Genomic DNA, 13,436 nt, shown 5'->3' with positions numbered 1-13,436 from the left:
CTTTTTTATTTTTATCCGGTTTTGGTTCAAATTTTGAGGGATAAAGAGCATTATTAAACCTATTAAAAAATTAAATAATGAATAATTTTGCCTTTGTAAATCCTGTAAAAATTTTATTCGGAAAAGGTATGATTTCCGAAATTACTAAAGAAATACCTTTACAAACTAACATATTAGTCATCTATGGTGGAGGGAGCATCAAAAAAAATGGAGTATATGAACAAGTAATTAATGCATTAAAAGGGTACCAATGGTTTGAATTTTCAGGCATTGAACCGAATCCTCACTATGAAACTTGTATGCGTGCCGTTGAATTTATTAAACAGAAAAATATTGAATATGTATTAGCCGTGGGAGGCGGTTCGGTTATTGATGCAACCAAATTTATTGTTGCAGCAGCTTGTTTCGATGAGGGAGATCCTTGGCGAATACTTGCAGACCCTACTGTGGTTATAAAAAAAGCACTTCCTTTTGGTACTATTTTGACTATTTCTGCCACCGGATCAGAAATGAATACCTATTCTGTCATTACAAAAAATGAAACCCAAGAAAAATTATCTTTCAGCTCACCAATAGTCTATCCAAAATTTTCTGTATTAGATCCAAGTGTAACCTATAGTTTACCTCCGGTTCAAACCAGTAATGGGGTTATCGATGCCTTTGTGCATGTTATTGAACAATATCTAACGTATCCTGTAAACGGTTTATTACAAGATTTCATGTCTGAATCCATTCTAAAGACCTTAATCATTGAAGGACCTAAAGCTTTAAAAGATCCTAAAAATTATGATGTTCGAGCTAATCTGATGTGGGCTTCAACTTGGGCTTTAAATGGTTGGATTGCTTGCGGTGTACCTCAGGATTGGTCTACACATATGATAGGACATGAATTAACCGCTTTCTACGAAATAGATCATGCGCAAACACTGGCAATTGTATTGCCCGGAGTAATGGAAGTATTAAAAGAAGAGAAAAAAGATAAAATTCTTCGATTGGGAAGAGAGGTTTTTTCTTTACAAGCCGATTCTATTGACGAACTGATCAAAGATACTATTAGTGCAGTTGAATCCTTTTTCCATAGCATGAATTGTAAAACCAGACTTTCAGATTATAATTTAGGAGAGGAAGCTATAAACCGAATTTCTGAACGAATAGAAAAAAGAGGTTGGCAATTGGGTGAACATCAAAATATTAAATCCCAAGAAGTTAAGAAAATATTAGAATTAAGAAAATAGAAAATTAATTTAGAATTCCGTCTTATAAATCAGGATAGTTTCCTATCCTGATTTTTTATTGCTTAAAAATTATATTTATTATAAACTTGATAGCGTATGATTATTACCTAATTTTTTCCGTAACAAAATCTACAATTTCCTGAGTACTCTGATAATCGAACCAGTTAACTGACTCATCTCTTCGATACCAAGTTAATTGTCTTTTAGCATATCTGCGTGAATTCTTTTTGATTTCATCTATGGCAAATTCTAAGGAAGAATTTCCATCGAGATAGTCAAAAAGTTCTTTATACCCAACGGTCTGTAACGCGTTTTTATGTCTATATGGTTGCAAAGAAATAACTTCTTCTAATAATCCTTTTTCCATCATTAAGTCCACTCGTTTATTTATCCTATCGTAAATAAGATCACGAGAAGCTGTTAAACCGATTTTAACGGATGTAAAATTTCTTTTTTCTACCAGATTTTTTCTAAATGAACTGTAAGGTTTTCCGGTTCCTCTAAAAATTTCCAACGCTCTCATTACTCGCTGCGGATTATTATAATCCACTTGAGAATAATATTCGGGATCGTTCTTCTTTAGTTCTTCTTGTAAATAGGATAGTCCCTTTTCCTGTATTTCAACCATTAAATCCTCTCTGACTTTAGAATCTATATCGGGAAAATCATCTAACCCTTCATTAACCGCTTTTTCATATAGACCAGACCCTCCCACCATAATGAGTTGATCATATTTATTAAAAAGCTCGTTTATCTTTCTTAATGCGTCTTTTTCAAAATCGCCTACTGAATAATCTTTAGCAATACTTAAATTTCCTATAAAATGGTGAGGAACTAAAGATAATTCTTCCGATGAAGGAGCAGCAGTTCCAATCTTTAATTCTTTATAGAATTGTCTGCTGTCACAGGATATTATCTCTGTTTTTAAATTTTTTGCCAGTTCAATAGATAAAGCAGTCTTTCCTATTCCTGTAGGTCCTACTATAGACCATAAAATTTTTGGATTTTTATTCAATGACAATAGTATTATGTTTTTGCTTTTCCCATGCTACATACTTATCAACTTCTTTGAATAATTTGGAAAATGCAAAAAAGGCAATAGTTAAATCATCAAGAAAACCTATGCCTACTAAAAAGTCAGGGATGAGGTCAATGGGAGATAATACATAAATAATTAAAAAGGTGAAAATAAAAAGATTTTTAATTCCCGGTTTATATTGCCCCTTTAGAGAAGCCCTTAACATTCTAAATAAAACAGGAATTTTGGAAATAAATGATTTATCTTTAGATACTGCACCTACCAAATGTTTTACTTTCATTTTTTTAACTACTTGATTGATTAGCTAATTTCAATTTCTATTCCAAATATTACTCTCTGCCGCATTTGCAATTGACACCTCCTCCGCATTTTTTCTTTTTGGAAAAAAAAGTTTCTCTAAATAATTTAATCAAATACCAGACAGCTACTATTAAAGTTAAGGCTATAAACGCATATTGAAGATAGATATTCACAACTAGTTAACTATTTAGATTAATTCTATGCGAAGATACAATTTTATTTTAAAATATTCTTTTATAAATGATTATTTGCTTTTCAATATTGTAATGGTTTTCAACTAAAAAAACTTATTTTTGTAGAAATTTAGATGTTTTTTATTATGTTTAATAAAGAAGACGAAGAACTAGACCATTTCACACATACAGAATATACTCCTATTCGATCGGATGCCTTTGTTTTATCTCCTGAAGAAAAACAAAAAGCGATTCAAGAGCATTTTACTAAAATTATGCATATTCTTGGATTAGATTTGAATGACGATAGTTTAAAAGATACTCCTAAAAGGGTTGCTAAAATGTATGTAAATGAAATTTTTGGAGGACTTCTTCCCAAAAATAAACCGGAAGTATCTACTTTCAAAAATAGTTACAAGTATCGTCAAATGCTGATTGAAAAAGATATTACGGTTTATTCAACTTGTGAACATCACTTTCTGCCTATAATAGGAAGGGCACACGTTGCTTACTTTTCAAATGGAAAAGTTATCGGACTGTCTAAAATTAACCGAATCGTAAATTATTATTCCAGAAGGCCTCAGGTTCAAGAACGGCTCACCAGACAAATTGTTGAAGCTATAAAAGAAGTATTAAATACTAATGATGTGGCTTGTGTGATTGACGCTAAACATTTATGTGTTAATTCGAGAGGCATACAAGATACAGAAAGCAGCACGGTTACGGCTGAATTAAGTGGTTTGTTTTTAAACAATCCTACAACAAGAAAAGAATTTTTACATTATATTGGTATTGACTCCCATTTCAAAATTTAAATATGCGCAGCTATCTGAACAATCAAATAAAATTATATAATTCTTTACACGGTAAGAAAGAAGTATTTACCCCTTTGCATGAAGGTTTTGTAGGAATGTATGTATGCGGTCCAACGGTATATAACAAAGTGCATTTGGGTAATTGCCGAACTTTTTTATCTTTTGATGTTATTAACAGATACTTGCGTCATTTAGGATATAAAGTAAGATACGTTCGTAATATTACCGATGCCGGACATCTTACGGATGATAATTCTGAGGATAAAATTTCAACGCGGGCTCGCCTGGAAAGAATAGAGCCTATGGAAGTCGTACAAAAATATTCCCTTAATTTCCATAAGGTCTTAGATCAATTTAATATGCTCCCTCCCGATATCGAGCCTACAGCCACCGGCCATATTGTAGAGCAAATAGAGCTAATAAAGAAATTATTGCATAAAGGTCTGGCTTATGAAGTTAACGGGTCTGTTTATTTCGATGTAAATAAATTTGATTTAGAAGGAGGCAACTACGGTGAATTAAGCGGCAGAAAAATAGAAGATATGATTGCCAATACTCGTGATTTGGATGGTCAAGGAGAAAAAAGAAATCCTCAAGATTTTGCGTTGTGGAAAAATGCGTCTCCGGAACATATCATGAGGTGGCCTTCTCCTTGGGGAAACGGATTTCCGGGTTGGCATTTGGAGTGTACCGCAATGAGTACCAAATATTTAGGTAAAAAATTTGATATTCATGGAGGAGGAATGGATCTAAAATTTCCGCATCATGAATGCGAAATTGCTCAAGCTAAAGGATCTTTTGGTGAAGAACCTGTAAATTATTGGGTTCATACGAATATGCTTACCTTAAACGGACAAAAAATGAGTAAATCTACGGGTAATACCATTTTACCTGAAGAATTGTTTAGCGGTGAAAATAGTTTTATTGAAAAACCTTTTCATCCGATCATTGTTCGTTTTTTCTTTTTACAAGCTCATTATAGAAGTGTCTTAGATTTATCCAACGACGCTATTATTGCTGCCGAAAAAGGTTATTTCCGCTTAACTTCCGCGATTGAAAAACTCCCACATATTGCTGCTTCTGAAACTTCAAGTTATAACATTCAGGAATGGATTGATACTTGTTATGAAGCATTAAACGATGATTTTAATACTCCGGTATTAATTTCACATTTATTTGATATAGTTAAACTTATAAATAATTTAGATTTAAAAAAAGAAACACTAACTGCTACTGATTTAAAAAAGTTAAATACTGCTATTCATGTTTTCTTCTATGATATACTAGGATTGGAACTTTTATCTGACACTATGAAAGATTCCGGTAAACTGGATCAAGCTATGAAAGTTCTTATTGATTTAAGAAATAAAGCAAGACTTGAAAAGGACTGGGCTCTTTCTGACGAGATTCGTAATCGTTTGTCAGAAGCCGGTATTAATCTTAAAGATGGAAAAGAAGGAACAACTTTTGAAGTTGAATAATTAAATGATCACAAATAATGAAAAATATCAGTTATTTTACTATTATTTTAATTCTGTTAGCTTGTTACAGCTGTTCAAAATTAAACAAAAAAGAATCGGCAACTATTATTGCTCCTGAAAATGTAATGAATGTTGCTGCTTCAAAAAAAGCTAAGGCAGAAATTACCGGAGAACAAAGCGGTGTATCCATTGCCAACGAAAAAATTAATGTTTGGAATATCGTTTACAGAGACGACAAAGGTAATTTACATTCAACCATTATAAAGAAAATGCCTGAAGATAAAAGTAAGGTGGGTGATTCTTTATCTATTTATTATGATGAAACTAATCCTATGTCACTTCCTATTCACGAATCTCAATATGATGAAATGAATAAGTAAGTAACGTACTGAATGCAGATATAATTAAATTTGTAAAAGATATGTTACGTCTTTTCTAATAAATTTATGATAAAAAAAATATATATCTGCTTATTTTTACTAGTGTTTACGATTATTGGTAAAGCCCAGTCTACCACCTCGACTGAAATAATTAAGGATATTAAAGTAATCACTTTTTCAGATTTTAAAAATATTATTGAGAAAGAGAATGATAAATTTTTAGTCGTTAACTTTTGGGCTACATGGTGTATGCCTTGCGTTGTTGAAATTCCTTCCTTTATGAAAGTAAATGAAAGGTTTAAGGATAACGTTGGTTATAAAATGATCTTAATAAATTTAAATCCTGTTAAAAATATTGAATTTGTTAAAAAGTTTATACGTAAATATTCCATTTCAACCGAAGTTTATCTTCTAAATGACCTTGAAAATATGGATAAATGGATTCCTGCTATTGATCCACTTTGGGAAGGAAGTATACCTGCAACCGTTTTTTATAAAAATGGAAGTAAGATTTTATTTAAAGAGCAATTACTTAACGAAAAAGATTTAGAATCTATAATTATTGCCAACTTATAAAGTTGGATAAAGCCTAATTCATTCATTCTCATTATGATAGTAATTGCTTTTTTTGTGGTATTTACTAGTTAGCTTTATACTTTATTCTATACTGATACTATTTTATCTAAAGAATATATATTAGATTGATTTGTTTCAATTAATTTTGAAATATATTGATAACCTTCAAGGTTATGATTATATCAATATATTCAATCACAGCATTATCTGATAGTTTTTAGGAAACATTTAAAACACAACCATAACCCTTCCTTGAATTAAGTTAATGTTTTCTTTATTGGTTCCATAATTGTTATAAGGTCCTAAATTTAGGTAGGAATAATTAATTTTAAAACCTATGTATTTATTTAGATAGTAATTTACCGCTAATGATAAATCACTCATTCTCCCCCCTTTTAAAATTTCCGTATTATAGATCCCGTCATTAAGATCTGTATAATCATATCTAATAGCCATTTCCAAAGTATGATCTCCCGGTTTTTTCAATCGTCTGTCTCCTAAATTATATTTATAGGTTTTGTCTCCAAGTATTAAAAAACCCGTTTGCACATAAAAACCATCGGCGTTATACGAATGATTATTTGCTTTTCTATTGATATGAATCGAATAATATTCGCCTTGCAAAAAAGCAGGGCCGGCAGTCGCTAATAATTCCGTCACCCATCTGTACTGATCTTTTACGTTAGTGATGGTTATGTCTAAGGGTTTCTTTTTTTCAACATTTGTATTTAAATTTCCGGAGTAACTCATAATCCGTTTGGTTTTTTTATTATCATCCAAACCATCACGATTACCGTTTCTATACTCTCCAGATATTCCTATATGAACTAATTTATCATTAGTACTGACAGGATCAACTGAAAATTTTCCTACAAAAGCATATCCTTGATTTCCTTCTTTGCTGTTGGTTATTGCATCGCTATCTGTATAAAAGCCACCGCTATAATATATTCTTTTATTCCATTTTACATAGGTAAAACCCAGCTGTCGCCCCGAACCAAAAACTTGTGAACTAGCTGCTGCCGTCATAAATTTAAGCCATGCAGAACTTTCCCAGTTTTCCAACCCGAGTTGCTCTCCGGCATATCCCAACTTAACCCAGGAATTTTCATTTATATTATAAATTAAATGGATGTCTTTGGTATTTACTTTTTTATCGGAAAAACCAAAATCTATTTTTGCATCCCATTTTTTATATCGCATTTTGGAGGTTAATCGCACATCAGATATAGTCATTCCATTACCCAATGGTGTTTTATCATCAAAATAAACAGCTCCATCAAAAGCTATTCGACCTCCCATGGTTATTTTTATATTATCCTCAGTATTCGTTCCTGTTTTTATTTCGAGTGTTTGAGCTTTAACAGAACTAACTAAAACGATAAGAAATAACAGACCAATTAAATTTTTTCTATTCATAATTGCAAGAACTTCAAAATATTTCCTCTGAACATTTTTAGATTGTTTAATTAATTCAGAGGAAATAAACTTAATTAATATTACTTCATTATGTAATCAACGGGTTTACCTATGGCACCGTTAGGCATTTGTATTTTTAATAATGCAGATATGGTAGGAGCAATATCTGTCATATAAACTTCTTCTGTAGTGCTTCCGTGAGGAATTTTCCAGCCCATTAAAATAAAAGGTATGTGCGCATCATCCGGTCCCCAAGTACCATGCGTACCTCCTTTGGTTGGATCATAGTATTCAAAATCATAAGATCCTCCATCTAAAATAATCTGTATTTCTCCGGAATATTCTCTGTTATACCCGTTAATGATTTTTTCTTTAATATATTGAGGAACTGTTGCTATAGATGCTTTTTTCATATCAACGGCATATAAGACCCCTTCCAGGGTTTGAAGATAATCAATACAGGTTTGTTTAAGATCTTCTAAATTTATTGAGGCTTGTTTAATTGCAGTATAGTTGAAATTTACTTGATAGTTATTAAAACTTCTAACTAAATCGTCTCTTCCGTATTTTGATTTCAAATAATCATTGATTTTCTTTTCATAAGGAGTTAATCTTCGAAGTGCACCGGCCATTTTATTGTCATTCATAAAATTTGCATTAGGTATTCCTGCATGATCGGCACTTAGAAAAACCAGGTAATTTCCTTTTCCTACTTTACTGTCTAAATGGCTAAACAAATCTGCTAATTCTTGATCCAATTTTATATAGGAATCCTCCGTTAGTATTGAATTGATTGAATAATGGTGAGCCATTTTATCGGGAGAAGAATAACTTATTGCTAAAAAATCGGTATCTCCTGATTTGTTATTTCCTAAATTCTCATGATCAATCGCCAACTTAGCTATATCTGTCGTGGTCGTGTTTCCATAGGGTGTGTATTGAATCAAGCTTACACCTAATGTTTTCATCATTTGGGAAGTCTTCATTGGAAAAGAGGGAGTTTCATATCCTTTAAATCCTACTTCATATTTACCCAGCATTTTGATATCCGGACTTTGTATGTAAGTTGAAATGGGATACGTTGGATTCCAATCTTTACTTAAATATTTTTCCGGCATATTTTTAGAATTATATTCTTTTAACCATTTCGGTAATTCTTTCATATAGTAGGTACTGGTTATCCATCTTCCGCTTTTTGCATCAAACCAATAGGCAGCATCCGCTGCATGTCCTGCTGGTAATATACTTCCTCTGTCTTTTAAAGAGATACCTATTACTTTTGATCTAGAATTGGTAGCATATTTAAGTTGATCGGTAACTGTTGATACTTTTAAATTATACGGAGACATTTTCCCTACTTTGTTTTCCGGATCATCCAATCCTACCCCTTTTACTTTGGAGTCTTCTGTACAATAAATGCTCCTGCCGGTGTTTTGCTCTATATAATCATTTCCTGCAATTCCATGTATGGAAGGAACTGATCCGGTATAAACCGTACTGTGTCCTATGGCTGTAAATGAAGGAACATAATTTACCATGCAGTTCTCAAATGAAAATCCTTCATTTAAGAGTCTTTTAAAACCTGCATTTCCATATCTGTCATACAATCGATATAGGTAATCCCATCGCATTTGGTCTACAATAATACCAACTACTAACTTGGGCCTTTCTACCTGTGTTCTATTTTGTGCTTCTAATGATCCATATAAGGTCATCAAAGTCAGCAATGTGAGAGTAATTTTTTTTATTTTCATATGTGTATATAGTTCAAAAAATTGGTTACAAAAAAAAATAATTTTATATGTATTATGTATTTATTTTATAGATATTATAGCTATACATCCAATATTTTATCAATTTCGTTATTATTTAAAATAAAGAAACATATATTACCATTAATTTAATATAATTAAACCTATAAATTAAATCAATTTATTTAAATTATCGTAATAAATCCTAGTAATATTTATTATTTATATCTTGTTTTCAAATATAAAAAAATTTATCAATTAAATTAATAATATTTTCAATTTCAATAAAATTTATTTTATATGGATTTTAAATCTATTAAAATGATTTAAGCTATAAATTTAATAAAGGTTTTTAAATTATATAATTTATCGGAAAAGATGTAAAAAAATAGAGGTTTATCTATGTTATATCTTTTAAGCAATATGCTTCTTTTTTAGTGAAATAATTATCAATAGATTAAATAGATTAAAGCAGAATGAAGAAAATTTTTCAATCGGTAATTTTCGTTTAAATTAGATAAAATGCTTTTTTTTTAAAATTTAAGCTTCAATACCCTAAACAGTATTGAAGCTAAGTTTAAAATGCGAATAAATTAATTTATCTGTATTCTTTTTTAACCTCTTCGTATGCATTTACAATATCAACTTGAGTGTTGTCTTTTAAACGTCGGATGGTGTATGAAATAGGCGCAGATGAGGCTACTAGAGCTTTTTTTCCTAATAAATTCATATAATCCATGAATTGATCGTAATTAGTAACTATTTCGGATGGACCTCCTAGTACTGAAACTTTAATTTTATTAGAGTTAAACAACCTTTTAAATTCCTCATTCTTTTGATAATTCCCGCCAACTGAAATTCTACCAATTTTAAAGTCTACAGCCCCTTTAACCATATTACCGGTTTCTTGTGATGACTTTTTAGTTTCAATCAGCAAATAGGCCACTCTACCATAATCTATACTGCTGATATATACCGGTTCGTAAGGACCGCTATCTAAAACACTAATATCTCCTTGTACCCAATTTGACCAGTGCACCGGATCTATTCCTGCAGAATATACGGTCTGTCTTAACTTAACCAAAATATAGCTGGATGATTTCACATTTGACTTATTATAATAATAATCAAAAGAGGAATTCGCTATACTAGCAAAATTTGCTTTTATATGCAGATTGATTGTCTTTTTAAAACTCTCCTCTGTTGTAACATGCTCACTTTCATACGTATAATTTGCAGGTATATATTCTTCTGGAAAATAACCTGTATTATTTAATTTTAGATCCGATAAGGCTTGAAAAACTTCACTTCCTTTAGGAACAACATCTTTTTTAACATTAACATTGACTCCTTGGATAGTAAGAAACAAAGTAACCGGATTAAAAGAATTATGAAGTACTACCGGATCATACTTTCCATTTAAAAACGATTCCCCCCTAAGTATGCTTCCCGGATATAAGATTGTTTTTTCAATATTTGCTTCACTCATAAGATCTGCAGCCGAAAATTCGTTGTACCGACGCGTAACAATTTCGTATTCTTTACGGGGAACGCCATCAGCATCTATACTTGTATTTCCAGTAAATTTTGTAGAGATTTCCTTATCCGGTTCGGAATGAAATTTCACTTCACGCAATCCCCTACTACCGGAAACCGCATCATCGTCGCTACTGCAAGAGCTAAACACATTACCAAAGATAAATCCGAAAATCAGAACGGATACTAAATTTTTTTTCAAAGTCATTTCTGTATAGTTTTAGATTATTATAATTAAAGATTATTATTTCCTTCTGTTCCCCAATCATCTTTCCTTCCATAGAAAACTACGGGAATATTTTTGTATTCGATATTGGTGGTTACCCCATTTACTTCTTTTTTGAAAACAATTTTATCAATTGTATTTACCGTATATGCATTTTTACCTCCTTCCACTCTTTGTACTTCATAAAAATCTCTATTCTGTTTATTGCGAAAATTAGATTGCTCGAAACTTCGCGAATTATAATATACGTTATAGGTAAGATTCTCAAGATATTTATCATATTCTTCATTACCTGTGTCAATATAAAGTTTATGAAATACTCCTCTCAAGGAATGTTGCCATGTTGATGATTTCCTAAGCCTGATTTCATAATTGTAAGCAACAATTCTCACTGAATTAAAATACAGATCACTTTTTGAAATTAGTTTATTAGGAATTTCATTGTTTTCAGTATTTACAATAAAAGCAGTATAGGCATGACTAAAATTACCTGCCTTTTTGATATAAAGGGTAAATTTACCTTGCTTTTCTAGCGTATTAATTTTATCAGCCTTCTTATTTTTATAATAAAGATCATAATCTTCTCCTAAAATTTGATGCGAAACAGGACCTCCGAGTTGAGGCATGATAGTAAGTGCTTCATCCGATTTAATAGTGACACCAGTAATTTTATAAGCTATTACAAGTGAATCTCCAACTTGAAGATTATTAATGGTTGATCCACGGGATGTTCTGACAAATTTTAATGAGAATGTTGGATTTTCAATTAGAGTTTGATCTATAGTTTGATTTAAATTATTATCATCGGAATCGCTACAGGAATTGATACCAATATATAGCAAGAATAACAGTATTAATTTTTTCATAGTATAGTTTAGATTTTTTATTAATACTTTATTAACGTAAAATTTAATTTATTATTTTATAATTAACTAAAATTAATATAGTTTTGTTCTATTAACGCAACAAATACAATTTAATTTAATATAATTACTAAATATTAAATCCTAAAATTATTTATATTAGAAAGAGAATTTTAATATCGCATCTGACATTTGGATAACATTTAAAGCATAATACTTAAGCAAAATTCAAAACGTAATTACAGTACATATTCATTTTATAACAAGCCAAATTTCCCTTATTAAAACATTTAGCTTCAATACCAGAAAAGGTATTGAAGCTAAAATTTAGATATAGATAAGCACTATTTTTATCGGAGCTCTTTTCTGACTTCTTCGTAAGTGTTCACAATTTCAACTTTTGTATTATCTTTCAAACGACGAATGGTATATGAGATTGGCGCGGAAGAAGAAATGATGGCATCTTTTCCATATAAATTCATATAATTAATAAATTCGTCATAAGTAGTAACTGTTTTGGAAGCCCCCCCCAACACGGAGACATTGATTTTTTTTGAATTAAATAGTTTTCTTAATTCCTCATTTTTTATATAGTTTTCTCCTGATGTTAAATTTCCTATCTTATAATCAACTGCACCTTTTACCATTTTACCGGTTTCCTTCGCTGTTTTATTAGTCTCAATTAATAAATAAGCTACCCTACCATAATCTATGTTGCTTATATATACCGGTTCATACAAACCAACTTCCGATCCTTTTATATTACCTTCTACCCAATTAGACCAATTGGCGACATCAATACCTGCTGAGTAAACTGTTTGTTTTAGTTTTACTAAAACATAGCTGGATGACTTTACACCGGAGTTATTATAATCATAATCAAAAGAGGAATTTACAAGGGTTGAAAAATTAGATTTTACATGTAAATTGATAATTTTCTTAAAACTTTCTTCTGTAGTAACTTGCTCACTATCATATGTGTAATTAGCAGGAATATAATTATCAGGAAAATAACCGGAATTATTTGTTTTTAATTCGGTCAGAGTTTGTGAGACTTCACCTCCTTTAGGTAAAACATCTTTTTTTATACTAACATTAACCCCATTGATCGAAAGATATAATGTAACCGGATTATATGAATTCGTTAGGTTTAATGGCTCATAGTTACCTTTAATAAATGACTCTCCCCTAAGTAAAGATCCTGGATATAAAATAGTTTTTTCAATAGTAGCTTCTTTCATTAAATCCGCTGTTGAAAACTCATTGGAACGACGAATAATAACTTCATATTCCTTACGTGGAACACCATTTTCGTCCACGCCTGTATTACCTGTAGGCTTTGCAGATATTTCCTTATCTGACTCATAAAGAAATCGTACGGGACGAAAAAAATTAATATTTGAATCAGCATTATCATCACTGCTACATGAATAAAAAATACTACTTAACATAAATCCGGAAAGTATACCGGATAATAAACGTTTTTTAAAAATCATTTTTTATAATTTTAGATTATTTATTAATATTATTTTTTCATAAATAGCTGATATCTTGATTAAAAATATTTACATAAAATCATTTCTAAAATTCATATAAACAATAAAAAGCACCCAAAATATATATCTTTTCATATCAAGATAAT

12 protein-coding genes are annotated in these 13,436 nt (G+C 30.7%); 5 read left to right on the top strand and 7 right to left on the bottom strand.

Annotated features, from left to right (window positions below; all coding sequences use genetic code 11):
• The first annotated feature begins 77 nt into the window (after nt 1–77).
• The gene (locus GYM72_RS02805) at nt 78–1,235 is read left to right on the top strand and encodes an iron-containing alcohol dehydrogenase (RefSeq protein WP_220264633.1); all 1,158 of its coding nucleotides are present in this window, start codon (nt 78–80) and stop codon (nt 1,233–1,235) included.
• 103 nt (nt 1,236–1,338) lie between these two features.
• Here the strand turns inward: GYM72_RS02805 and miaA are convergent, their stop codons facing one another.
• Together miaA and GYM72_RS02795 are read right to left on the bottom strand one after the other, a co-directional pair.
• Nucleotides 1,339–2,256: a tRNA (adenosine(37)-N6)-dimethylallyltransferase MiaA gene (gene miaA / locus GYM72_RS02800; protein ID WP_255571543.1), complete on the bottom strand. Its 918-nt coding sequence runs from the start codon at nt 2,254–2,256 to the stop codon at nt 1,339–1,341.
• Entirely contained in the window at nt 2,243–2,554 is a 312-nt protein-coding gene (locus GYM72_RS02795; protein ID WP_160543066.1) for a YkvA family protein, read from the bottom strand. The genes miaA and GYM72_RS02795 overlap by 14 nt, the downstream gene beginning before the upstream one ends.
• Nucleotides 2,555–2,893: 339 nt before the next feature.
• Here GYM72_RS02795 and folE point away from each other — a divergent pair, with 339 nt between their 5' ends.
• From folE to GYM72_RS02775, 4 genes are all read left to right on the top strand, one after another.
• The gene (folE, locus tag GYM72_RS02790; RefSeq protein WP_220264632.1) at nt 2,894–3,562 is read left to right on the top strand and encodes a GTP cyclohydrolase I FolE; all 669 of its coding nucleotides are present in this window, start codon (nt 2,894–2,896) and stop codon (nt 3,560–3,562) included.
• Between the two features lie 2 nt (nt 3,563–3,564).
• Complete coding sequence (gene cysS / locus GYM72_RS02785) at nt 3,565–5,043, top strand: cysteine--tRNA ligase (protein ID WP_220264631.1); 1,479 nt, start codon at nt 3,565–3,567, stop codon at nt 5,041–5,043.
• A gap of 17 nt (nt 5,044–5,060) precedes the next feature.
• On the top strand, nt 5,061–5,423 hold the full coding sequence (locus GYM72_RS02780) for a hypothetical protein (protein WP_160566797.1): 363 nt from the start codon (nt 5,061–5,063) through the stop codon (nt 5,421–5,423).
• A gap of 66 nt (nt 5,424–5,489) precedes the next feature.
• On the top strand, nt 5,490–5,999 hold the full coding sequence (locus tag GYM72_RS02775) for a TlpA disulfide reductase family protein (RefSeq protein WP_220264630.1): 510 nt from the start codon (nt 5,490–5,492) through the stop codon (nt 5,997–5,999).
• Nucleotides 6,000–6,227: 228 nt separating this feature from the next.
• On the opposite strand, the gene GYM72_RS02770 is transcribed toward GYM72_RS02775, so the two are convergent.
• From GYM72_RS02770 to GYM72_RS02750, 5 genes are all read right to left on the bottom strand, one after another.
• On the bottom strand, nt 6,228–7,418 hold the full coding sequence (locus GYM72_RS02770; RefSeq protein ID WP_160557878.1) for an OprO/OprP family phosphate-selective porin: 1,191 nt from the start codon (nt 7,416–7,418) through the stop codon (nt 6,228–6,230).
• Nucleotides 7,419–7,498: 80 nt separating this feature from the next.
• Nucleotides 7,499–9,172, bottom strand: coding sequence for an alkaline phosphatase PafA (pafA, locus tag GYM72_RS02765; RefSeq protein WP_220264629.1), 1,674 nt, complete (start codon nt 9,170–9,172; stop codon nt 7,499–7,501).
• Between the two features lie 595 nt (nt 9,173–9,767).
• Nucleotides 9,768–10,913, bottom strand: coding sequence for a thiol-activated cytolysin family protein (locus GYM72_RS02760; protein ID WP_220264628.1), 1,146 nt, complete (start codon nt 10,911–10,913; stop codon nt 9,768–9,770).
• 26 nt (nt 10,914–10,939) lie between these two features.
• Nucleotides 10,940–11,797 carry a hypothetical protein gene (locus GYM72_RS02755; RefSeq protein WP_220264627.1) on the bottom strand — a complete coding sequence of 286 codons (858 nt, stop codon included), beginning with the start codon at nt 11,795–11,797 and terminating at the stop codon, nt 10,940–10,942.
• 347 nt (nt 11,798–12,144) lie between these two features.
• Nucleotides 12,145–13,290 (bottom strand): thiol-activated cytolysin family protein, encoded by a 1,146-nt coding sequence (locus GYM72_RS02750; RefSeq protein WP_220264626.1) that lies wholly within the window; start codon nt 13,288–13,290, stop codon nt 12,145–12,147.
• Between the last annotated feature and the right edge of the window lie 146 nt (nt 13,291–13,436).

It is taken from the genome of Apibacter sp. ESL0404 (genome assembly GCF_019469245.1).
In the GTDB taxonomy this organism is placed as follows: domain Bacteria; phylum Bacteroidota; class Bacteroidia; order Flavobacteriales; family Weeksellaceae; genus Apibacter.
Note: the sequence above shows the minus strand (reverse complement) of the source record. Positions and strands in the feature narration are given on the sequence as shown.

What these genes read in the sequence shown, in the direction of transcription:
- GYM72_RS02770 (WP_160557878.1), bottom strand. Translation starts at nt 7,418, where the DNA reads ATGAATAGAAAAAATTTAATTGGTCTGTTATTTCTTATCGTTTTAGTT.
- GYM72_RS02755 (WP_220264627.1), bottom strand. Translation starts at nt 11,797, where the DNA reads ATGAAAAAATTAATACTGTTATTCTTGCTATATATTGGTATCAATTCC.
- GYM72_RS02775 (WP_220264630.1), top strand. Translation starts at nt 5,490, where the DNA reads ATGATAAAAAAAATATATATCTGCTTATTTTTACTAGTGTTTACGATT.
- GYM72_RS02750 (WP_220264626.1), bottom strand. Translation starts at nt 13,290, where the DNA reads ATGATTTTTAAAAAACGTTTATTATCCGGTATACTTTCCGGATTTATG.
- GYM72_RS02805 (WP_220264633.1), top strand. Translation starts at nt 78, where the DNA reads ATGAATAATTTTGCCTTTGTAAATCCTGTAAAAATTTTATTCGGAAAA.
- GYM72_RS02760 (WP_220264628.1), bottom strand. Translation starts at nt 10,913, where the DNA reads ATGACTTTGAAAAAAAATTTAGTATCCGTTCTGATTTTCGGATTTATC.
- GYM72_RS02795 (WP_160543066.1), bottom strand. Translation starts at nt 2,554, where the DNA reads ATGAAAGTAAAACATTTGGTAGGTGCAGTATCTAAAGATAAATCATTT.
- cysS (WP_220264631.1), top strand. Translation starts at nt 3,565, where the DNA reads ATGCGCAGCTATCTGAACAATCAAATAAAATTATATAATTCTTTACAC.
- folE (WP_220264632.1), top strand. Translation starts at nt 2,894, where the DNA reads ATGTTTAATAAAGAAGACGAAGAACTAGACCATTTCACACATACAGAA.
- GYM72_RS02780 (WP_160566797.1), top strand. Translation starts at nt 5,061, where the DNA reads ATGAAAAATATCAGTTATTTTACTATTATTTTAATTCTGTTAGCTTGT.
- pafA (WP_220264629.1), bottom strand. Translation starts at nt 9,172, where the DNA reads ATGAAAATAAAAAAAATTACTCTCACATTGCTGACTTTGATGACCTTA.